Annotated in this window: 16 protein-coding genes; 7 read left to right on the top strand and 9 right to left on the bottom strand. The window is 51.3% G+C overall.

Features of this window, described 5'->3' with window-relative positions:
* Positions 1-22 precede the first annotated feature (22 nt).
* Complete coding sequence (locus DWB84_RS02135) at positions 23-439, top strand: GNAT family N-acetyltransferase (protein ID WP_222867983.1); 417 nt, start codon at positions 23-25, stop codon at positions 437-439.
* 33 nt (positions 440-472) lie between these two features.
* Here DWB84_RS02135 and DWB84_RS02130 read toward each other — a convergent pair whose 3' ends face one another.
* Both DWB84_RS02130 and DWB84_RS02125 read right to left on the bottom strand, forming a co-directional pair.
* Positions 473-1,837, bottom strand: coding sequence for an MFS transporter (locus DWB84_RS02130; protein WP_187408107.1), 1,365 nt, complete (start codon positions 1,835-1,837; stop codon positions 473-475).
* A gap of 262 nt (positions 1,838-2,099) precedes the next feature.
* Positions 2,100-3,056, bottom strand: a complete 957-nt coding sequence (locus DWB84_RS02125; protein ID WP_187408106.1) for a sugar kinase — start codon at positions 3,054-3,056, stop codon at positions 2,100-2,102.
* A 289-nt stretch (positions 3,057-3,345) separates the two neighbouring features.
* Between DWB84_RS02125 and uxaC the strand changes: the two genes are divergently transcribed.
* Both uxaC and DWB84_RS02115 read left to right on the top strand, forming a co-directional pair.
* Complete coding sequence (gene uxaC, locus DWB84_RS02120; RefSeq protein ID WP_187408105.1) at positions 3,346-4,776, top strand: glucuronate isomerase; 1,431 nt, start codon at positions 3,346-3,348, stop codon at positions 4,774-4,776.
* A 56-nt stretch (positions 4,777-4,832) separates the two neighbouring features.
* Complete coding sequence (locus DWB84_RS02115; protein WP_187408104.1) at positions 4,833-6,299, top strand: mannitol dehydrogenase family protein; 1,467 nt, start codon at positions 4,833-4,835, stop codon at positions 6,297-6,299.
* 248 nt (positions 6,300-6,547) lie between these two features.
* Here the strand turns inward: DWB84_RS02115 and DWB84_RS02110 are convergent, their stop codons facing one another.
* The 6 genes from DWB84_RS02110 to DWB84_RS02085 all read right to left on the bottom strand — a co-directional run bounded on the left by DWB84_RS02110 (position 6,548) and on the right by DWB84_RS02085 (position 16,176).
* Positions 6,548-7,342: a gluconate 5-dehydrogenase gene (locus tag DWB84_RS02110; protein ID WP_187408103.1), complete on the bottom strand. Its 795-nt coding sequence runs from the start codon at positions 7,340-7,342 to the stop codon at positions 6,548-6,550.
* Between the two features lie 9 nt (positions 7,343-7,351).
* Positions 7,352-8,212, bottom strand: a complete 861-nt coding sequence (kduI, locus tag DWB84_RS02105; RefSeq protein WP_222867982.1) for a 5-dehydro-4-deoxy-D-glucuronate isomerase — start codon at positions 8,210-8,212, stop codon at positions 7,352-7,354.
* Entirely contained in the window at positions 8,205-10,727 is a 2,523-nt protein-coding gene (locus DWB84_RS02100) for a DUF4861 family protein (protein WP_370589649.1), read from the bottom strand. Before DWB84_RS02100 ends, kduI begins: the two co-directional genes overlap by 8 nt.
* A gap of 107 nt (positions 10,728-10,834) precedes the next feature.
* Entirely contained in the window at positions 10,835-13,624 is a 2,790-nt protein-coding gene (locus DWB84_RS02095) for a TonB-dependent receptor (RefSeq protein WP_255428785.1), read from the bottom strand.
* 189 nt (positions 13,625-13,813) lie between these two features.
* A complete protein-coding gene (locus tag DWB84_RS02090; RefSeq protein ID WP_187408102.1) occupies positions 13,814-15,208 on the bottom strand; it encodes a glycoside hydrolase family 28 protein in 1,395 nt (464 codons plus the stop codon).
* A gap of 149 nt (positions 15,209-15,357) precedes the next feature.
* On the bottom strand, positions 15,358-16,176 hold the full coding sequence (locus tag DWB84_RS02085) for a FadR/GntR family transcriptional regulator (RefSeq protein ID WP_187408101.1): 819 nt from the start codon (positions 16,174-16,176) through the stop codon (positions 15,358-15,360).
* Positions 16,177-16,524: 348 nt separating this feature from the next.
* On the opposite strand from DWB84_RS02085, the gene DWB84_RS02080 reads away from it, so the two are divergent.
* Entirely contained in the window at positions 16,525-18,051 is a 1,527-nt protein-coding gene (locus DWB84_RS02080; protein ID WP_187408100.1) for an altronate dehydratase family protein, read from the top strand.
* A gap of 51 nt (positions 18,052-18,102) precedes the next feature.
* On the opposite strand, the gene DWB84_RS02075 is transcribed toward DWB84_RS02080, so the two are convergent.
* A complete protein-coding gene (locus tag DWB84_RS02075; RefSeq protein ID WP_222867981.1) occupies positions 18,103-19,860 on the bottom strand; it encodes a glycoside hydrolase family 9 protein in 1,758 nt (585 codons plus the stop codon).
* 163 nt (positions 19,861-20,023) lie between these two features.
* Here DWB84_RS02075 and DWB84_RS02070 point away from each other — a divergent pair, with 163 nt between their 5' ends.
* The 3 genes from DWB84_RS02070 to DWB84_RS02060 are packed head-to-tail and all read left to right on the top strand — an operon-like array spanning position 20,024 to position 22,412.
* Positions 20,024-20,320: a Trp family transcriptional regulator gene (locus DWB84_RS02070; protein WP_187408099.1), complete on the top strand. Its 297-nt coding sequence runs from the start codon at positions 20,024-20,026 to the stop codon at positions 20,318-20,320.
* Between the two features lie 23 nt (positions 20,321-20,343).
* Positions 20,344-21,750 (top strand): anthranilate synthase component I family protein, encoded by a 1,407-nt coding sequence (locus DWB84_RS02065; protein ID WP_187408098.1) that lies wholly within the window; start codon positions 20,344-20,346, stop codon positions 21,748-21,750.
* Positions 21,751-21,764: 14 nt separating this feature from the next.
* A complete protein-coding gene (locus DWB84_RS02060) occupies positions 21,765-22,412 on the top strand; it encodes an aminodeoxychorismate/anthranilate synthase component II (RefSeq protein ID WP_187408097.1) in 648 nt (215 codons plus the stop codon).
* Positions 22,413-22,444: the final 32 nt, after the last annotated feature.

The following is a 22,444-nucleotide window of genomic DNA, read 5'->3' as shown; positions in this document are numbered from 1 at the left end:
ATACGTATTTTGGAATCGCGTGATGATTCGATACGCAATTAATTCCACCATATCCGCCGAACAATTTATCGAAGTACTACAAAAATCCGGTCTGGCCGAGCGCCGACCGGTGGACGATGTTTCGTGCATCAAGGGAATGGTGGAAAATGCCAACCTGACCGTTACCGCATGGCACGAGGGCACATTGATCGGCGTCGCACGATCCCTAACGGATTTTCACTACGCCTGCTATTTATCAGATTTGGCGGTCGATAAAAAATACCAGCACCAAGGCATTGGCAAAAAACTGATGACTTTGACTCAGGAGCAACTCGGTCCGCGCTGCAAACTGATTTTATTTGCTGCTCCTGCAGCGGATTCCTACTACGAAAAAATCGGCTTTACCCGCAATTCGCGCGGGTGGGTATTGGAGAGAAATCAGCGACTAGACGAGACTTGACAATCTGTTCCTCCCCTTGGATTAAATAGAAAATCACAAATCCTGAATCGGCCTATAACGCGGCACCAATAATTTCATCAGGCTCCACGCAATCAAATAAGCGACCGCACAAAATGAAAACATAATGGCGTAGCCTGTTGAGATTTGCCCCTGAGCGCCGTAGTAATCAAATAACCAGCCGCCGATTTTGGAAACCACAACACCGCCCATTCCTCCAGCCATGCCACCAATTCCCACTACAGAAGCGACAGCGTGTTTGGGAAACATGTCTGATACTGTGGTGAAAATGTTGGCTGACCATGCCTGATGCGCTGATGCGCCTACGCCGATCAATAAAACCGGTACCCAAAAGGTAAGATGGCCAAGCGGTTGCGCCAAAAGCACAACCAGAGGGAACAGCGCAATGATCAGCATGGCGCGCATGCGACCGTCGTATGCATTATGGCCGCGATTAATGAAATACATAGGGAAAGCACCACCGCCAATACTGCCGAACATGGTCATGCTGTACAAAATGGCGAGCGGCAACATTAATTCAGTTCCTTTCAATCCGTATTGCTCACCCAAATACTTGGGCAGCCAAAACAGGAAGAACCACCACACGCCATCGGTCAAAAATTTACCGAGTGTAAATGCCCAGGTTTGGCGATAACCGAGCAATTTAAACCAGCTAAACGATACCTGCGCAGGCTGTCGCGCAACGGTCTCCTCGGCTGCATCGCTATTGATATATTGCAGTTCTGCCGCACTGAGCCGATGCTGCTTTTCGGGCTTTTCATAAAAAATTCCCCACAACACCATCCAGAAAAAACCGATTGCGCCGACCAAAATAAATGCGGTTTGCCAATCCCATACAGTGGCTATCCAGGGAACCGTCAAAGGTGCAAGGATCGCACCGACGTTAGCCCCGGAATTAAAAATGCCTGTGGCAAAAGAACGCTCTTTTTTCGGGAAATATTCAGCCGTGGCTTTAATAGCGGCCGGGAAATTACCTGCTTCGCCAAAAGCCAGCACCGCCCGCGCAAACATAAATCCGATAACCGATGCCGGAACCGCGGCAATACCTACCAGCGCCAACACATTATTAGCGGCGTGCCCCATGGCGACAGCATAGGCGTGAATAATCGCCCCGATCGACCAAATGATAATTGCCCAGATATAACCCCATTTAGTGCCGAGTTTGTCGATAATGCGGCCGGCAAACAGCATGGAAATGGCATAAACAAATTGAAACACTGCTGTGATATTGGCGTAGTCCGTATTTGACCAGCCAAATTCACGAGACAATTCCGGCGCCAACAAGCTGAGAACTTGGCGATCCAAATAATTGACTGTAGTGGCAAAAAACAGAAGTGCGCAGATGGTCCAGCGATAGCGGCCGATAGAAGGAACTGTCATATAGTCATCACAATATTATCGGTTATTCTGGTAACGCTTTATTTCGACATATCAATAAAGCGCGATAATTCCGGCATTATTTTTATTGTGGTGTGCCAGCAAAACCTCGCAAGAATAAACAGCGGGGTTGGGTAAAACAAGCATTTCTGGCTACAAGCATTTGCGCATCTCGTCTTTATTGGCGCGCATGCTGCTGAAGTTATTTTTTGAGCTTAAAAATTATTTTCGCAATTCAAATATCTGATAAATTCCGCAAACATCTTTATGCGGAAATCTCCCGCAGAAAAATTTCCCGCTCCACGATCGCGCCACGATGTTGAATCACAACACCGGCGCAACGGCTGCCACGCGCAGCAGCGCGGTCAATATTTTCGCCTGCAAAACGTGCGGCCAAATAACCGGCATTAAATGAATCGCCGGCTGCGGTTGTATCCACTACTTTGGCAACCGGAGGAACCTCGACCTGGATGCGCTGCTGATACTGACCGTCGCGCGGTTCAATCGCTACCACAACGGGGTTGGGGCCGCGTTTGAGCACCACTTCGCTCACGCCCGCGGTTATACAGCGGTCGAGAATATCTTCTGGCTTTCCACTTCCCCATAAACGCTCAGCGTCGTCATCGGTGAGCAAGGCTATATCGGCAACCGCCAGGGATTGATCCATCGCCAGTTGTGCATGCGCGCGATCACGCCACAGTTGCGGGCGATAATTGTTGTCGAAAATCACCTTGCCGCCGCGCGCCCGGAATTCGGCAAGAGCGCACAACAAAGTCGCGCGCGCCTCGTCGCTAAGAATGCCGATGGTCACACCGCTAAAATAAGCGGTATTGACCTCTTGCAGGCGTTTTTCCAAAGCACTGCTGGATTCTTTCGTCGAAAACATTTCCCGCGCTGGAGACTGCCCGCGCCAAAAACTGAAATTGCGCTCGCCGTTCGGCTGGTTGGCAATCAAATAGAGGCCCGGTGTGCGGCCCGGAACGGCTTCAATGGAAGCTGTATCGAGCCCTTCCTGCACCATGATCTGCAGCAGTTCACGACTGTAAGGATCATCGCCAAGGCGGGTGAAATAGGCGGTGCGGACACCAAGACGGGCGAGATAGATCGAGGTGTTATAGGTATCGCCGGCGTAGCCGAGGGCCATCAGCTTTTTACCGTTGAACTCGCCAGCGGGAGCCAGCTCCAACATCACTTCGCCAATCGCTAGTATTTGAATCCCCATAAGTGTCCTGTTCACCGTCGCCAAGTCAACCGTTCAACCAATCTGGCCTTACCAGTTTGGTGCAATAATGTCTCTTTTTCCCGCCAATTTCTAGCTCTGATTTCGGCGTGTTAGTGATTAAATGTTCTCTAGCCAGCATATTCAATAGCATTTTTTCATACTTAATTGACAGCTCTTGGCTGGTCTGAAACCATAATTGGTCTTACCGGACTCTTAAGGCTCGTCTAGAGCGAACTATGACCTTAGCTGTTAGGTCAGATTCATTCCACCTTTAAGTCGAAGAACAACTATGACTCGCGCCGCCAGACAACCATTGACGCTTCACCCTGACCGCCTGTTTTCCGCCGATCCTACCCAGAGAGCCATAGCTCGCCGGCTCTATAACGAAATCAAGGATCTGCCCATTGTCAGCCCTCACGGCCACACAGACCCGCAGTGGTTTGCCGATAACACCTCCTTCGGCAACGCAACCGAACTGCTGATCCGCCCCGACCACTACGTGTTCCGCATGATGTACAGCCTGGGCGTGCCTATGGAAGCCCTGGGCATTCGCACCAAGGACAGCACCCCGGTGGAAACCGACCCGCGCAAAACCTGGCGCCTGTTTGCTGAGCATTATTACGCGTTTCGCGGCACGCCTTCGCGCATGTGGCTGGATCACGTATTTAAGGAAGTGTTTGGCCTGGAAGTTGCGCTCAATAGCGAAACTGCGGACGAATATTACGACCATATCACCGAGGCCCTGAGCCGCCCCGAATTTCTGCCGCGCGCGCTCTTCGAGCGATTCAATATTGAATGGCTGGCGACTACTGAATCTCCGCTGGATGATCTTCGCCACCATCAAAAAATCCGCGCCAGCGGCTGGAAAGGCAATGTGATTACGGCCTACCGTCCCGACCCGGTTATAGACCCCGACTTCGAAGGTTTTGCGACCAACGTGGCGCGTTTGGGTGAAATCACCGGCGAAGACACCTCCAATTACCATGGTTTCCTCGCCGCCCTGCGGCAGCGCCGGGAGTATTTCAAAAGCATGGGCGCCACTTCGACGGACCACGGCCACCCTACCGCTGTAACGGCTGATTTGAGTCGGGCGGAAGCGGAAAAACTCTTTGCCCTGGCATTAGCGGGCAAATGCGATGCGCAACAAGCCGAACTGTTCCGCGGCCAGATGCTGACTGAAATGGCTGCTATGAGCATGGACGACGGCCTGGTGATGCAAATTCACCCCGGCTCCTTCCGCAATCACAACGCGAAAATTTTCGCCCGCTACGGGCGCGATAAGGGCGCCGACATCCCGGTTGCCACCAGCTATGTACAAGCCTTAAAACCCCTGCTCGACCGTTTCGGCAATGAGCGCGATCTCACCGTTATTCTATTTACGCTCGACGAGACCGTGTACAGCCGCGAGCTGGCGCCTCTGGCCGGCCATTACCCCTGCCTGCGATTGGGGCCGGCCTGGTGGTTCCACGACAGCCCGGAAGGTATGCGCCGCTTCCGCGAACAAACCACCGAAACCGCTGGTTTCTACAACACCGTCGGCTTCAACGACGATACCCGTGCGTTTTTGTCGATTCCTGCCCGCCACGATGTAGCGCGTCGCATGGACTGCGTGTTCCTCGCGCAGCTGGTGGCGGAACACCGCATCAATGAAGACGAGGCCCGCGAATTGGCAGTGGATCTGACTTACAACCTCGTGAAGAAAGCCTATAAGCTTTTCTAACCCTTTTTGTTCTTTATGCCCCGGCCCATCGCCGGGGTATTTTTTTGAGAACTGCTATGCAACGACTGAATTCCGGCCTTGTGGCCAACTTGAATATTCCCCGCTTCACTTACGATCGCGCCAGCGTTCTTCCAGGCATAGTCCATATCGGCATAGGCGCTTTTCACCGCGCCCACCAGGCGTTTTACACCGAAACCGTAATGAACCAGTCGGGAGGAAATTGGGGCATTATCGGCTGCAGCCTGCGGTCGCCCTCAGTGCAACAACAACTGGCGCCGCAAGACGGTCTTTACACCGTGCTGGAGCGCGGCAACAGCAACCGCCCGCAAATCGTCGGGGCTGTGCAAAAAGTCCTGGTGGGGCCTGATGATCCGGCTGCGATTATCCAAGCTATAGCTGCGCCGACGATCAAAATCATCTCTTTGACCATCACGGAAAAAGGCTATTGCCACGAGCCTGCCCGCGGCACGCTCAATCTCGACCACCCTGATATTCAGCACGATATCCGCCATCCTGATCGGCCCAAAACTGCGCCGGGCTTTATAGTCGCCGGCTTGCGTCAACGTTGGAAAAATGGCCTGCCGCCTGTCAGCGTTATGAGCTGCGACAATCTGCCGAATAGTGGGGCAGTTACCCGCGCCGTAGTCACCAGCCTGGCGGAAACCATTGATCCGGAACTGGCCCAATGGATTCGCGACAATGTGAGCTTCCCCGGCACTATGATCGACCGCATAGTGCCTGCCACCACCGAGCAAGATATCCAATGGCTGGAAAACGAATACGGCTATCGCGATGAAGGTTTGGTCGTTGCAGAACCATTTACCCAATGGGTCATTGAGGACGATTTCTGCAGCGAGCGCCCAGCCTGGGAAAACGCTGGCGCCCTGCTGGTAAAAGACGTCGCCCATTATGAAACCATGAAACTGCGCTTGCTCAACGGCAGCCACAGTCTGTTGGCCTACAGCGGCTATCTCGCCAGTTACGCGACCATTTACCAAGTGATGCAGGACGCGGATTTTGTCGCCCTCACCCGCCGTTTTATGACCACTGCTGCCACTACCTTTAGCGCGCCGGACAATTTCGATGTTGCAGCCTATCAACAGCAATTAATCGACCGCTTCGCCAACCCCGGCCTGCAACACAAAACCTGGCAAATCGCTATGGACGGCTCGCAAAAGGTCCCGCAACGCTGGCTCAATAGCCTGCGCGGTGTGATCGCTCAAAATGGAGATACCCGCATTTTTGCATTTGCGCTTGCCGCATGGATTCGTTTTGTCCGCGGCGTCGATGAAAAAGGCGAATCCATTATTGTGTCTGATCCCCATGCCGCAAATTTTGCGACGATTTGGCAAGAGCATGGCAAAGACTATGACGCAGTCGTCAAAGCGTTTTTTGCCCAGCACAGTATTTTCGGCAGCGATTTCCAGGAAAACCTGCTCATTCAGCAACAAACAGCAGATTGGCTGAGAAATATTGCGAACAACGGAGTTAAAAAGGCGCTGCGCGATTTGCTTGGAAATTAATGGATAAATAGATTGATGAAAAATGCAAGGACGTGAAAAAACGGAATAAAAAAGGCCTGGGCTACCAGGCCAACTGCCAGCTCAGGGAAATCTGCCGGTTCAGCGGTACATCAAAAACACCAAAGGAAATTGGGGTCTCAGGACAAGTATGGCAGCGGGAAATCGGACTTGCTGTGACCCATCATGCAATTTGCCAAAACAAAAAATTCCTCAGACGAATGGAATTTATATTGGCAAAAATATTTCCGTTATTCTCCCTGCGGGCGGCCAATAGTCGCCAAAATTCCGCCATCCACATACAAAATCTGACCTGTGACAAAATTGCTGGCGCTGCTAGCCAAAAAAATGGCGGCACCCTGTAAATCCGCAGGATCGCCCCATTTTCCAGCGGGCGTGCGCTGAATAATAAATTCATTTAAGGGATTGCCGGGAACGCGAATCGGCGCCGTCTGACTTGTCGCAAAATATCCAGGCCCTATTCCGTTTACCTGAATATTGTGACGCGCCCACTCAGTCGCCATATTGCGGGTCAGCATTTTTAAACCGCCTTTTGCCGCCGCATAAGCACCGACGGAGTCGCGGCCTAATTCACTCATCATCGAACAAATATTGATGACCTTGCCGGCACCGCGCTCGATCATGCGTTTCACCACGGATTTACTGACCACAAATACGCTCGTAAGATCCGTGCGAATGACCTGCTCCCAATCATCCAGCGCCATTTCCAGCAGCGGAATACGCTTAATAATGCCGGCGTTATTGACGAGAATATCGATGGGTCCCACTTCCGCTTCAATACGGCCTACGGCAGCCTCCACCTGAGCGGGATCGCAGACATCGAATCTGTATCCGTAGGCATCAAAACCGCGCTCACGATAGTGAGTAACCGCGGCATCGATTTTTTCCTGGCTGGATTGTCCATTTACGACAATGCGCGCACCGGCACTGGCAAGGCCTTCCGCCATGGCCATACCAAGTCCGTGAGTACCCCCGGTGACCAGCGCAACTTTACCGTTGAGATCAAATAATGGATGACATTGCATGATGATTCCTCAGCGCAAATCACTGGGGCGGCAAAAATCCATATCCCCGTAATCGAGATTTTCCCCGGCCATGCCCCAGATAAAAATGTAATTACTGGTGCCCGCTGCGCAGTGCATTGACCAAGGGGGGGATATCACAGCTTCTTCATTGGCTAACCAGATATGGCGCGTTTGATCGCGCGGTCCCATAAAATGGCAAACCGCCTGATTTTCCGGTACTTCAAAATACAAATAGACTTCCATGCGACGCGAATGGGTGTGCGGCGGCATGGTATTCCAGACGCTCCCGGCTTTCAGTTCCGTCATACCCATTTGCAATTGACAGGTTTGAATAATTGGCGCGACCAATAATTTGCGAATGGTGCGCGCATTACTGGTTTCCAGCGCACCCAGATCCGCAACCTCCGCATCTTCCTGGCCAACTTTTATCGTCGGATAGGCCATATGCGCAGGTGTGGACAGTAAATAAAATTTGGCCGGATTTTTTGCGTCCGCACTGGTGAAAGTCACAGCGCGCGAATCCTTGCCAACATAGAGGGATTCTTTGTACGCCAGCGGATAATTTTTACCATCAACTGTGACAACACCGGCGCCGCCGATATTAATCACACCGAGTTCGCGCCGCGCCAAAAAGTACGGCATTTTATTTTGATCGATGGGCAATAAATCCACCGCTTTTGTCGCAGGAACCACGCCGCCCACCATCATGCGGTCGTAATGGGTGTACACCCAGCGAATTTCGTCGATGCCAAACACCTTGGCAACATGAAAATGCTTGCGCAAAGTTTCGGTGTCGTAATGTTTGTAGTCGTCAATGTGAACCGCAAATCGTTCTTCCACATTTGGGTTCACCAATTTTTGTTCAGTCATGATTTTTGCCTAACAAGAATTTATGCATTTCGATACCGGCCAACATAAAAGGAACGGTACCTTTGGGATCGTTTGCGATAATGGCCTCATTCAGGTAGTAGTCGTAACTGCCGTCACGCCCATACCCAAGGCCGGCCACATGGCATTGGTTCACCATGCTGATGCGGCCGTCCGAATGAACCAGAACAAATTCCTTGATTAATCCCTCATAGGACCGCATCACCAGCTGATCCACATCACCACCGTAATTTTCCACTGTCAGATAACCGCGATTTACCGCTTTGACCAAAAAATAAGTAAACATGGCACTGGCAGAGGATTCACGGTAATTACCGACTTCGCCCGGTCTATCCATGATTTGCCACCAGGTGGCGGTTGGATCCTGATAATTTTTTAACGCCTTGGCCAATTCGACCGTCATTTCCAATAAAACTTCCCTGCCCGGATGTGCCGCAGGCAGAAAATCCAAAGTGTCGACCAAAGCCATGGCTAGCCAGCCATTGGCGCGCGCCCACAAATGTGGCGACAAGCCCGTTTTTGTGTCCGCCCAGTTTTGCTGTTTGTACTCATCCCAAGCGTGCCAATAAAGGCCCGTTTTGGGGTCGCGCAGGATTTCCCTCGTCAGATAAAATTCGCGCACGATTTCTTCAAAGGTTTTAGCTTTTTCTTGCTCATTCTCAAACAAGGAAGCGTATTCTGCTAAAAAAGGCATACCCATATAGACCCCGTCCAACCACAACTGGCCGGGATAAATGTGTTTATGCCAAAAAGCGCCATTGCTGGTTTTCGGCTGATCACGCAATTGTTCGCGCAATTGCTGCAATGCGCTTCGATATTTTGGCTCGGGGTTTTCCTGATATACCCGCAACAGTGCGCGGCCAGGAGCCACTGCATCTATATTAAAATCCCGCTTGTTATATTGGCGGATCTTGCCATCCTGTTCGATGTAGGAGGCAGTTACGATATTTTTGACGTCACTGTAGCGGGAATTGCCGGTTACGCGCGCTAGTTCATCATAGGTGTGCGGCAACAAACCCACTATGTCGTACTCAAATTTCGGTTTGCGCTTGCGGTTTTCATCCCAGCCGTCATAACGATAATTCAGGGTTTTTCGCGCAAGTTCAGAATCCGCCAATTTTGTCGCCCAACCCTGGGCTGTGTCGGCAGTAATTCCTGCTATGCGCGCCTGCGAGGTTGCACGCGTCGTTATGCGTTGGCGCAAAGGGCGGGTAAGTCGTTCAGTCTGCTGCGTTAAATACTGTTTAAATTCCTCGGATGTCTTTACGCCTTTACCCAGCTCACCTTCCCAGGCTGCGGCAAAATAATAGGTCAGCGCGCTGCCTGCGGGATTCATCAAAACAATATGACTGGAGCCGTCATTGAATATTTTTTTACTGTCGCCTTTGCGGAAAAACACCGCCATGCCGAGATTTTGCCCATCGAGACTCTGCGGTCCCCAAGTCGCAATATAGGTATAGGCATCCCCGGGAATTTCCTGCGGTCCTTGAATAAATTCCATATTGGGATGTGCCACCAAACCTATGGCGAGATTCGGCAATTCCGCACTGAGTCTGATCTGGTTTTTGGCCAGGCGGCTGCCTGCCTGCATGGAAAAATAGGCCGCGACATCCACATTTTTTCCATCAAACTGCCAGCCGCGATAGTCGATGGTAAAACTGGATTGCAGATCACCATTTTCCACAATCCGAGAACTGCGCTCTGCCACCTTTTGCACATGCACCAGCTCTTTGCCATCCCAATAGCCGAAACCTCCGGCTCCAAGGGATTTTCCAACTTTCAGAATATCCAGACCCCAAGGTTGCGGATGATGGTAGGACTCATAACCATCCAAACCGACATTTTGCAAAACCGGTTCCGGTATGGATTTACCAAAAATATCAAAACCGTTGCGACCGTCGAGATAAATGCGGTAACCGACTAAATCCGATTCAATCCCCGGTCCTTCATAACGGATCCAATTGGAGTGATCCGTGTAATAATCCGGCACGCGCACCGCATCGACATTTACAAATTGACCGCCTTCGTAATTGCGATACCCACTCCCATCTTTGCGCGGCACCCATTGCCCACCTTGTTTGATGGAAATTTCGGCTTGTGTGCGTTTGGATGGTTCTGCTTTTTTCCCACCCGCTGCGACCGTAACTTGGCGAACTTGAGCGCTGGCAAAATTCAATACAGTGAGAATGCCGTCCCCTTCCCCATCGCCATCAATATCCACCACTTCGGTGGGCAAGGATCTTTTGTCTTCGATAAAAACCAGATCGTCGCGAGAGCTAATTCCGAGGTTGTAAAAACTCAGATAAACCGGCTCATCGATACGTGCAAAATTCGACGGGTTGGCAAGTTCAACGGTGGCAATCCAAGACGCACCGGCACTGGTTAAGGAAACATCAGATTTTTTGCTGTGAGGTTGGCTGCAAGCGACTAAACCCATCGCTCCGACATAAAAAGCACCGCGTAAGAAAAGTTGGAATCCCATGATCTCGTTCTTCACTGAGTGTTGTCGTTGGTTTCCCTCGCTCAATTTTGCTTGAACTTGAGCAACGCAATAAAAAAACAGCTGGATTAACCTGCGTTAATCCAGCACAAAGCGTGGGACCCTTAATATTTGTACTGCACTCCAAAATAAAATTGTTTGCCGGTCTCGTGATAGTAAGACAAGCGATTGCCGACACTGTCCACCCACTGATCGTCAACTTCGTCCGTCAAATTCAATGCTTCAAACGACAGTTTCCAATTGTCAGTCAATTGATAAGACACAGCTGCATCTACGTTGGTGGTCGCATTGGTGCCTTCCATATCGTTGCCATCCCGTCCGAGCGGTTGCGTCAAATAGGAGGAGCGACTCACAGAAGAAATGCGCGCACTGAATTTGTCATTTTCGTAGTACAGAGTTGCACTTCGAGTAGATTCAGACAAACCATTCAGGTTGCGGGTCGCCACCACAGCACCGTTTAAGTCCACATAATCCATTTGCGCTTTGACATAGGTGAAATTGGTGATGATGCCGAAATTGCTCCAGAACCCTGGCAGAAATGTAAAAGGTTGCTGATAGCTGGTTTCAAAACCGTACAAATCACCGCCGGGGCCGTTGAGAGGCAGGCGATAATCCCAGGTAGCATTTTCATTACAACCTGTGGCTTCACCGTAACCGGGACCGGCAGTACACGCATCCACTACCCACTCCACCGGCAGAGGTTCGCCGTTATAAGTGAGATTGGTGTAAGCATCAGTACGGCGCAATTCCTGCGCGAAAGAATCTATGTCTTTCTTAAATACGGCGACAGAAAATGCGCCGCCATCTTCAAAATACACTTCCAAGCCGACGTCATAATTTTTTGCTTTTGTCGGTTCGAGTTGTGGATTGCCGCCCTGAATTGTGCGGTTGGCACCGGAAGCGGAAATGGACAAATTGGGACGAATGCTCTGCAAACCAGCGCGCGCCATAACTTCGGCATAGCCCACGCGCAGCAGCACATTTTCATAGGGCTCAAACACCACATTCAACGACGGCAAAATATCGTTGTAACTGTGTTTGCGCGTAATTAACTGATCGCTTGACCCCACCCGCGCCCAAGCGGTGGAGGATTGGTCGGTATCCACATAGCGGAAGCCGATATCACCGCGAACCGGGGTGTTTTTGATTTGCGTGTGGAAAACCAATTGCCCCCAAATTCCCAAGGTGTCTTCTTCCGCAGAATAGTTATCCGCCAAGCGGAATTGTGTACCGGTGGTAAAGGCACCGCCGTTATACAAACCGTATTGCGCGGCTATCGCATTTAAATCCGGAATTCGCCAAACACCTTGCGGGCCTATACCTGCGTTGTAAAGTGTTGTGTTGTTCTCGGTCAACTGAATTCCAGCAATCGCCTGCGCAGTGGCATAAGCAGGATCATTGGGGTTCGACGGAATGGATGTTCCTTCAGTTGGCAAACGCGCTTCGTAGGTATCGAACTCGAAGGATTTATAATGCACACCACCTTTTAAGGTAATGGCATCGTTGAGGTCGAATTCCAAATCAGCGCTGGCCACATCAAAGGTATTAGTGGCTCCCAAAGGACGCAAACGCACGCTGTTAATTCCCCAGCCATCCATCGCGTTGAGATCAGAAGCGTCTTCATTACCAAAAATCAGCACCGGATTTTCCCGCTTGCCATCGCGATAATCGTAGGAAAAATTCAATCCAGATTTTTGCATAACGACGGTTGTTTGAATCGGATTATCAAATTCCGATTCGGCGCGACCAATCATCGCTGACCCGCGCAAACGATCACTAAATTCATGGGTCGCATTTAAAGTTACTTGAGTAAAATCGGTGGTCAGTTCGTCGTAGCGATTTTCGGAACGGAAAGTCGCATTTTCAAACGCCGCATAGGTCACGGTATTACTACCGTCGATTTCGTAATCCACCACCGTCATAGGAGTGGTTTGACCATTGCCGTTTAAAATGGCCTGCATAAACACTTCCTGACGGGAAGCATCCAGGCGGGAATAAAGAACATTTAAGCTGAGGTCAGTTGCATCCGTCGGGCGGAACTGCAAACTACCGCTCACGCCCAATCGCTCCATTTTATGGGTATAAGCATCGTAACGCGGCAGGCGCGGGCGAAACGCATCATTGACAGCAGAGAGATCACAATCTTCGGCGGTACATGAACCAAAATCGTTGGCGCTTGCCCAGCGAACAGTACTGGAACCCTTATCTTCAATATTGCGTTCCGAATAAGACAACGACAGCAAAGCGCCGAATTTTTCGTTGAATACTTCGCTGACAAGCAACGATATTTTCGGATCAATTTCTTCAGATAAATCGTTATAGCCCGCTTGTGCGCTCGCGGTAAAAACTCGCTCGCCATAATCAAAAGGCTTTGCGGAATTCAAATCCACGGTCGCGCCGAGAGACCCCTCTTCCACATCAGCGGAAGCGGTTTTTCGCACTACGAGAGAACTGAATAAATCGGAGGAAAAAGTATTGAAATCGAAACCTCGTCCGCGATTGGCCCCGCCCGCCGCATCAGTGCCACCGCCAGTGGCGATTGCTTCCATTCCGTTAATACGCACACGAGTGTAATCCGGTCCAAGACCGCGAACAGTGATATTGCGCCCTTCACCCGCTACGCGGGAAATAGCCACTCCAGCAATACGCTGCAGCGACTCGGCCAAATTGTTATCGGGAAAATCAGCGATATCCTCCGCCATGATGGCATCCACCGCTGCCGTGGATTCGCGTTTGGCATCCAGCGCTGTTGCCAGGCTGTCACGAAAACTTCCTGTGACAACCACTTCTTCTACGAGCTTCTGCTCGGCATCCGCCAGGACGGAAAAGGAGGTAAATGCTGGAGTCGTCAAAGCAATGGCTAAGGCGAGCGGTTTCATGGTGGGAATCGTCATTATTGTTCTCCCGTAGATCATCATTTCGGCTTTGCCGCTCACCGAGGGGATCGGACGATGGCATGGCCCATTTATGTAGTGGGCCAATAGTTGCACAAATTGGACTACCAAACAATATGTTTTGTCAGACCAGTTTGACAACCAATTGGCCTTCCTAATAAGCCATGCTAATAAGGGAGCTTGTCATTCTCACAGCGCTTGGCCGTTGACGGAAACGCTGTCCAGAGCCAAGTCTTCAACGTGTTCCAAAACCCCGATTTCCGCCGCTTTCACGACATGAACATTCTTCAGGTGGAGAGACTCGATCTTTTTGCGCGCAAAGCCTCTGACCTGAAACACCCGCCGGGCGTTGTCGCATAACAAATTTTCGATAACTATGTCGCGGACGGTCGGATCGAACTGCCCTGCATCCCCCTCCTCGTAATAGAAATTGATCACCACCGCATCCTGAACCTGGCCTATCAAGATATTGCGGAAGCGCAGATGCTCGATCAGGCCACCGCGCACAGAGTTGGTTTTGATGCGAATACCCCGCTCCAGATCGGGGCTGCTCATATGGCAGTTTTCCGCAAAGATATTGCGCGCCCCACCAGAGATCTCGCTGCCAATGACAATGCCGCCGTGCCCGGCGCGCATCTGGCAGCCGCGAATCACAATGTTTTCGCTGGGAATCCCAATGCGCCGGCCATCGGCATTGCGGCCGGATTTGATGGCGATACAGTCGTCTCCGGTATCGAAATAGCAGTCCTCGATCAGCACATTCCGGCAGGATTCCGGATTACAGCCATCAGAATTGGGACCGAGGCTTTCCAGGTGCACGCGGCGTACGGTCACGTGATCGCATAACACCGGATTGAGCAACCAGAATGGCGAGCGAATGACCCGCACGTCCTCAACCAATACATTCCGGCAGTTGTAGAACTGCACAAACGGCGGCCGAAAATACGCCCCCTCTGCGTAAAGCCGCTGTGTCACAGGCACGCCTGCAGCAACGTCTGCCATTAGCTTTGTCCGCGCCTCATCCTGGGACGGAAAGCCGGGCCGACCCCACTCCTCGTTACCCTTCCATGGCCACCAGTTATCCCTGGACGCCTGCCCATCCAAAGTCCCGGGACCGGTGATGGCGACATTGGTCTGTTGGTAGGCATAGACCAGTGGCGAATAGCCCATCAATTCCATGCCTTCCCAGCGGGTTAAAACAGCGGGCAGGTAGTGGCGCGGATCTGTGTGAAAGCGCAGGACTGAGCCTGCTTCCAGATGAAGATTGACGTTCGACAGCAGATGGATGGGACCGCACAGATACTCGCCCGCCGGCACCACAACGCGACCACCACCCGCTTCATGGCAGGCGCGCACCGCGCGGGACATAGCCGAGGAGGCGTCTTTTGCACCGCTTTCCAGAAAGTCCGTCAGCCGAAATACCCGGTCGGGGAAAACCGGAACCTGGATATTCGCGCGAATCCATTCAGCTTCCAGCCAGTCGTCTGCACAAGCGGGCACTGATGCCGGGCGATCCAGAACAGAACAACCCCCGAGGGAGCCGATACCGGTCAACAAGAGGCGGCGCGTCAAAGGCAAATTCATTGAGATCTCCAGTTTGAACGACAGAACAACCCGAACGCTATCAAACTGGACTGACCAATTCAAATAAAATGGCCTTCCATCTATCAAAAACAAATTAAAGGGGAGATTTGCGAGAGAGATTTGGAAATAGGCGCGCAATTGCGCGCCATTCAACGAACTCGGGCAAAGCGCTCGCGTTCGCGCTTAACCTTGCGCAGGGCTTCTTCCACAGCTTGCTCTTCTGTGGAATCGAGTAGCTGATCTGCCACGCGATTGAGGTGGTCGCGCATGGCCTGACGCGCCGCTGCCGGGTCGCGCTTCTCAAGCGCATCCAGAATACGCGCATGCTCATCGATACGCGGGCGAGAACCTGCTCGGCGCACCTTTTCAAGAATACTTGCGGAAACTTTGGAGTTGTTGCGCAAAGCCCAAAGGTGTTTGCACACCGATACTACGGCTTCGTTGTGAGTTGCCTTGGCAATCAGCAAATGGAAAATTTCATCCGCGTTTTCCGAGACCTGCACCTGCTCGTTTTCCGCCACCATGGAGGCGAGTGCCGCACGCAGATCAGCCAGCTCTTGGTCCGTTATCGCCTTGGCAGCCAGAGCCGCGGCTTCACTTTCGAAAATCAGTCGTGCCTCTAGGATTTCAAAAGCTCCAATATCGAGTTCCGTCGATGCCAATCCCTTTGAACTGCCGGACGTGACATACACACCGGACCCACCTTTCACCTCCACGCAACCGGCCAATTCCAAGGCTATGATCGCCTCGCGCACCGTCGGACGACTGACATTAAAGCGCTCGGCCAGCTTCCGCTCAGCCGGGAGACGAGAACCCACCGGGTACTCGCCCGATGCGATCACCTCTGCCAATTGCTCGGCAACCCGCTGATACAGGCGTCCCGTATCGCCAACTTTGGGCGCACCGGCTTCCGCTTTATTTCCAATATTCTCCGATGCCCGGCCTACTGCCGTTTCCGAATGATTCATATTCGCTACCTATAAGGTCTCTAATCCACACGCCCGGCTCCGCTTGCGAGCGCTATCTAACAAAATATAAAAAGTTGGTCAGACAAGTCATAAAGAGTTGTAAGCCGGCAACTCCGACCGGACCTAATCGCTACTGGAGCACAAACCGCGACCAAGCTCAAGAAAAAGACTTCAGATTCTATCAAATGCCCTAAAAACCAAAAGCCACCCAATCTAGTCTTACCAATAATGAATTTGCGGTCTTACCAATAAGCTGATAAATTAAAACCATATACTATCGCAGGGAAAGTGAGCTTTTGATCAATAAGGTAGTCCCATGCATTGCTTAGTTAATCGGCGAGGTGTCGAGTGAATCAATTTCTGCAGTTGCACCGAGATGATAACGTCGCCATCGCCCTGATCCCCCTTTCTCCAGGCACCTCACTCAGCCTATCCGACCGGACCATTGCTCTGGCGCGAGAAATCCCAGTGATGCACAAGGTCGCCCTGGCCCGTATTGCAAAAGGGCAAGAAATCATCAAATACGGCCAACCCATAGGCACCGCAACTGTGGACATAGAACCCGGCGATCATGTTCATGTTCACAATTGCGATGCCAGCATCCAGGCCAAAGATTATGGGTTTTGTCAGAACACCAAACCCACTCCATGGGTTGCGCCGGAACAACGCACTTCCTTTATGGGTTACAGGCGTGCCAACGGTAAAGCCGGTACGCGCAATTTCATCGGCATTCTTACCAGTGTTAATTGCTCCGCCACAGTTGCTACCCATATCGCTGGGCAATTTTCCTATCCCGGCGCCTTGGCGGATTTTCCCAATGTGGACGGCGTGGTTGCGTTGACTCACGAAAGTGGCTGCGGCATGCGCTCATCCGGCGAGGCTTATGAATTATTGGAGCGCACCCTGGTCGGTTACGCAAACCACCCGAATTTTGGCGGAGTTTTGCTGATCGGACTCGGCTGCGAAACCATGCAAATTCAACGATTGTTGGAAGAAAACGGTCTTGCCGAATCACCGACTTTTAAAGCCTTCACCATTCAAGAAAGTGGCGGCACACGCGCCAGCATCGAAAAAGGGTTGGCCGCAATTCGCGATATGTTGCCAATCGTCAACGCGCAAACGCGCACGTCTATTCCTGCAAGTGAATTGATATTAGCGGTGCAATGTGGCGGTTCGGATGCATTTTCCGGCATTACCGCCAACCCGGCGCTCGGCGCGGCCTGCGATATTTTGGTTGCGCATGGCGGAACCGTTATTTATTCAGAAACTCCGGAAGTTTACGGTGCAGAACATTTGTTGACGCAGCGCTCGGAAACGCCGGAAATTGCGCAAAAACTGCTTGAACGCATCCACTGGTGGGAGGATTACACTGCGAAGCATGGATTTGAATTGGACAACAATCCTTCGCCCGGCAATAAATCCGGCGGCTTGACTACCATAGTGGAAAAATCCCTCGGCGCTCAAGCCAAAGCTGGCACAACCAATTTGCGTGCAGTCTATTTATATGCCGAACCCGTTAAAGAAAAAGGTTTGGTTTTTATGGACAGCCCGGGTTTCGATCCAGTCTCAGTAACCGGCCAGGTCGCTTCCGGAGCCAATATTGTGTGCTTTACTACCGGTCGAGGTTCGGCGTTTGGCTTCAAGCCTGTACCCAGCATCAAATTGGCGAGCAATAACGAGCTTTACGCCAGAATGCGCGATGATATTGATATCAACTGCGGAGAAATCATCACGCAAAAAATGTCGGTGGAAGAATGCGGCAAGCAAATTTTCGCTCGCATTTTAGCTGTGGCGTCGGGAGAGAAAACTCTGAGCGAGGATTTGGGATACGGACATAATGAGTTTAATCCGTGGAAACTTGGGGCTACTGTCTAATTTAATTATTAAACCGGCAACAAAAGCTTGTTGCCGGTTTACTATCCCTCGCTACTCTCTCAATGCCGCCAATACATAAACCAAAGGCGCATTCCAATTAATAGCGACCTCATTGGTTGAATAGCTGCACCAATCATCCAAATAAGATTTGGCGGGCAAGCGGCTTGGATATTTGCATTTGTCCTGCCATCCAGAATGCGGACCGCCGGCCAACATACCCGGAACTGGCGGAACAACTCCATCATATTGTGAAAGCCGATGGTGCGGATGTTTCGGCGATTTATATCCGAATCCGGTGACAAAGTTGTAACCAGTCGGGTTGCGTCCGAGCACATAATCCAATAAACCGCGCGCTGCCGGTTCGTAATCTTTATTTGGACTCACACGATTAGCCGTCAACAACACCATGGCTTTATTGAGCGCGACCGCATTGCTGCCCCAGCGATAATCCTCTTCGGTCATAGCAACGAGATAACCCGACGCCCAATATTCCCGCACCATGCGATTGGCCATATCGATCAATAATTGTTTCGCATCCTGCTGCAATTTCGCAGGTATCTTGCTGTAGGTGGCCAGCGTATAAAGTCCCAGAGTTTCCACTGCATCCCATTCGGGAACCCGCGGCTTGGCCGGCAATTTCACATCGTTAAGAAAGGTCTTTTTTCCGCTTGCGCGAAATAATTCTACAGCCGCCCACAACCATTCATCCTGCAAATCCTCGTCCGCCTTGGCATAAGTGCCAGTGGAAACATCCGCAGGTTGTATATATAAAACCTTGGGATTTTTCTTCGCCCAATTCCAGGCTACTTGCGCAGCTTGCAAATAGGCAGCCGAGCGCCCCGGGAAATGCTTTTCATAATCGCGCAAAACCACACTCGCATAGGCCATGACCGCGGCGTAATTTAATGCGGCCGCAGTGCTTTTCTGCAGCAGAAAACGCCTGCTATTTTGCACATGCGGCATTCCGTCACCAGAAAATGCCAGATCTGTCAGCTTGTGATAAACACCGCCGTCGTGCGGATCCTGCATGGTGGCAAACCAGTCGAGATTCCACATGATTTCGTCCAGCAAATCCGGCACAGCATTGGTCGATTCAGGAATATTCAAACGCACATCCGCAAACAAACGCGGAAAATCCGCGAGCGCAGCTAACAATGTATAAGTGGTGATGCCAGAATTCACCACGTACTTGTTGTAGTCGCCAGCGTCGTACCAGCCTTTTGCCGAGGCCACTACTGTACCTGCTGGGCGTTGGTTGGATGCAGCCGAAGGATGGATATAAGCGATCGTATCCGGGTGTCCCGCCGGACGGGCAAATTGCCCGGCATATTCTTTTTCAATAGGCGCGCCAGAGCGGTTGTAGTAATAGTATTTGATCGCGGCGGCGAGCAGCGGATCATAAATATTCTCTTGGATATAAAATTCTGGCGACTCCCCGACTTCCGCCACTTTGACCTTGTAGTGTCCGGGTTTATTGAATGCAGTGAAATCAGCGATCTTGACGGTCTCGCCGGCCACATCCCAAGACTGCGCCTGCGATAGAGGACCTCTCAACAGCTCCCGCCCGGTTTTCGCATCCACCAGCCAAAACTCACCGCCTACAGTGTTGGGCACTACGGCCACCTTGTTGGCTTCGGGCAAAAAACCTATCTGATTGAGATGAATCTTGACCGTTGTGGCCTCCGCCTGCGCCACTGCCAGACAGCTGGCAACCCCCATCACCAGGCACTTGGTAACCAAGTGTGAAGCCAATCGAAACGCGCCAGCCTGCCTGGTAAAGCGCTTACTGATCATCCGGAACACAGTCATCTGGATCTCCCAAGAGAAGTCAATTCAGGCTTCGGAGCCTAACAGACCAAAATATGAAACGCCAACCCACCGACTCGCTCATGAGAGCCGCTGGTCGTACCACGCAACCAATATAGAAAATCTGATTTACAATCTCTCCTCTTCGGTGGTAACGTACTAGTACATGAATACACGACCCCCCCCCCATCGCGAACTTATCCAACTTCTGTGCGACATTTCTGACCCCAAAGAAATGGAAGACGCACTGGAAGCCATTCTAACGCCTCGAGAATTCGAGGAACTGGAAAACCGTCTACAGATTTTTCGCATGCTTAAGCAGGATATTCCCCAGCGAGAAATCGCTGCAACCTTAAATGTTGGAATCGCCACCGTGACGCGCGGCGCGGCAGCGTTGCGCCATAGCCGCTTTTTTGCAAATTACACTTTTTCCACGAATCCTGCGGAAAAGCACAAACGCTGACCGCTGGTATGCACGAGAAGCTTATGAGCACCAAACCTTCCAAAATCGAACTGCCAGGCAAGCCCAGCTACGTAAAACTGGCGGAAGACCATAACTTTTTCGAGTTGTTTCGCAAAATCGAAAAACGTTATGATAATTGTTTTTTATTCGAATCCCTCGGTGAAGAAAGTCATATCTCCCGCCACCACATCATAGGTTTCGACCCTGCCCAGCTAATTTACGCAGAGGATCGCAACACTCTGTGCATCCGTGATACCAAAACCGGTGCAATACAGAAACACACCTGTGCCAATCCCTATTACGCACTGCGCGAACTGGTGCCACAAAATATTATTTCCCGGCGTTATGCCGGCGGCATAGTCGGCTATCTCGGGTATGACTCAGTCAATTTTTTCGAGCCTAGCCTCAATATCAAAACCAGTACTTTATTTGAGCCGTTTAAATTCGGTGTTTATCTGGATGGCTTAGTCTACGACCAGATGACCGGAGAAATTTTTTATTACTATTACGGCCACAATCGTTACAAAGAAATTGAACCACTGCTTTATGAAAAGTACGAAGAGTTTGGCGAGACCGAGTGCATTTGCTTAGGCGATACCATGTCCCGCGCCGAACACGCGCAAGCAGTAGCAAAAGTCAAAGAAGATATTCGCGCAGGTTTGATTTTCCAGTGCGAAGTCGGTTTTAAAACCCGCTACATTATTCGCGGTGATGCCACGCACATTTATTCCAAGTTACGTGACACCAATCCATCGCCGCATATGTATTACGTCAAATTCTCCGATCAGAAAATTATCGGTGCCTCGCCGGAATTGTTGTTCCGCCTGCGCAATGGCGAAATGGAAACCTACCCTCTCGCCGGCACCACCAAACGCGGCAAAGACGCCACCGAAGATACGCAACTCGCACGCAAATTATTGAACGATCCCAAAGAAATTGCCGAGCACAATATGCTGGTGGACTTGCACCGCAATGACCTAGGACGAGTTGCGCGTTTTGGCACAGTCAAAGTTCGCAACCTGATGGACATCAAACGCTTTTCCCACGTCCAGCATATTTCTTCGGAAATTGTCGGCATATTGAATGAAAACGAAGATATGTTTTCCGCACTGGCATCCAATTTCCCAGCGGGAACTTTGACCGGCGCCCCCAAAGTAGAAGCCATGAAAATCATCAACGGCCTGGAGTCCGATGGCCGAGGCCCTTACGGCGGCGCCATTGGCCAATTCAGTTTCAATGGCGACTGCACCTTTGCCATTCCCATTCGTTCGGTCTTTATCAAAGGGGAAGAAGCCTACGCGCAAACCTGCGGCGGCAATGTGTACGACTCCAACGCCGACGACGAATACCTGGAAATCGAGCGCAAACTTTCCGCCATGCGCAACGTGCTCGCCACCTTTGAAAAGAAATCTCCAGCCGATAAGGGCTGATTCAGGTCTCACTTATGCTCGTTTTAATCATCGACAATTACGACTCCTTTACCTACAACCTTTACCAGTATGTAGGCGAAATTCTTTCGTCCAAACTCGGCTTTGGCCATTTCAATGTGCTGGTCAAGCGCAATAACGAAATTACGTTAGAGGAGATTCAACAGCTCGATCCGGATCGGATCATTATTTCCCCCGGCCCCGGCTCACCGGATGACCGCAATTATTTTGGCGTGTGCAGCGATGTGATTTTGCAACTTGGAAAAACCATTCCATTGTTGGGCGTGTGTCTCGGCATGCAGGGAATTGCTCATTGTTTCGGTGGCATGGTCGTGCGCGCGCCAGTTCCTATGCATGGCAAAACATCCTTGATTCAGCACGACGGTCGCGGGGTTTATCACAATATTCCGCAAGCGCTGGAAATCATGCGCTACCACTCATTGATGGTGGAGGCGCAGTCATTACCGGATTGCCTGGAAATTACTTCAGTTATTGCTAAGCCGGATATGCCGGAAGATCTGGCGCAAGCGGCCTTGGCTGGCTGCGAAATCATGGGATTGCGCCACCGGCAGTTTCCCATCGAAGGAATTCAATATCACCCGGAATCCTTCGCCACCGAAGGTGGGCGCGAATTGCTGCGCAATTTTTTATTGCCAGAGGCTTAATCGAAGGGAAAACAACACAGATCGGCGCCGAT

Source organism: Saccharophagus sp. K07 (genome assembly GCF_014336955.1).
Classification (GTDB): Bacteria; Pseudomonadota; Gammaproteobacteria; order Pseudomonadales; family Cellvibrionaceae; genus UBA5868.
This window is presented reverse-complemented; position numbering and strand designations above follow the sequence as displayed.

What these genes read in the sequence shown, in the direction of transcription:
- DWB84_RS02135 (WP_222867983.1), top strand. Translation starts at nt 23, where the DNA reads ATGATTCGATACGCAATTAATTCCACCATATCCGCCGAACAATTTATC.
- DWB84_RS02130 (WP_187408107.1), bottom strand. Translation starts at nt 1,837, where the DNA reads ATGACAGTTCCTTCTATCGGCCGCTATCGCTGGACCATCTGCGCACTT.
- DWB84_RS02125 (WP_187408106.1), bottom strand. Translation starts at nt 3,056, where the DNA reads ATGGGGATTCAAATACTAGCGATTGGCGAAGTGATGTTGGAGCTGGCT.
- uxaC (WP_187408105.1), top strand. Translation starts at nt 3,346, where the DNA reads ATGACTCGCGCCGCCAGACAACCATTGACGCTTCACCCTGACCGCCTG.
- DWB84_RS02115 (WP_187408104.1), top strand. Translation starts at nt 4,833, where the DNA reads ATGCAACGACTGAATTCCGGCCTTGTGGCCAACTTGAATATTCCCCGC.
- DWB84_RS02110 (WP_187408103.1), bottom strand. Translation starts at nt 7,342, where the DNA reads ATGCAATGTCATCCATTATTTGATCTCAACGGTAAAGTTGCGCTGGTC.
- kduI (WP_222867982.1), bottom strand. Translation starts at nt 8,212, where the DNA reads ATGACTGAACAAAAATTGGTGAACCCAAATGTGGAAGAACGATTTGCG.
- DWB84_RS02095 (WP_255428785.1), bottom strand. Translation starts at nt 13,624, where the DNA reads ATGACGATTCCCACCATGAAACCGCTCGCCTTAGCCATTGCTTTGACG.
- DWB84_RS02090 (WP_187408102.1), bottom strand. Translation starts at nt 15,208, where the DNA reads ATGAATTTGCCTTTGACGCGCCGCCTCTTGTTGACCGGTATCGGCTCC.
- DWB84_RS02085 (WP_187408101.1), bottom strand. Translation starts at nt 16,176, where the DNA reads ATGAATCATTCGGAAACGGCAGTAGGCCGGGCATCGGAGAATATTGGA.
- DWB84_RS02075 (WP_222867981.1), bottom strand. Translation starts at nt 19,860, where the DNA reads ATGACTGTGTTCCGGATGATCAGTAAGCGCTTTACCAGGCAGGCTGGC.
- DWB84_RS02070 (WP_187408099.1), top strand. Translation starts at nt 20,024, where the DNA reads ATGAATACACGACCCCCCCCCCATCGCGAACTTATCCAACTTCTGTGC.
- DWB84_RS02065 (WP_187408098.1), top strand. Translation starts at nt 20,344, where the DNA reads ATGAGCACCAAACCTTCCAAAATCGAACTGCCAGGCAAGCCCAGCTAC.
- DWB84_RS02060 (WP_187408097.1), top strand. Translation starts at nt 21,765, where the DNA reads ATGCTCGTTTTAATCATCGACAATTACGACTCCTTTACCTACAACCTT.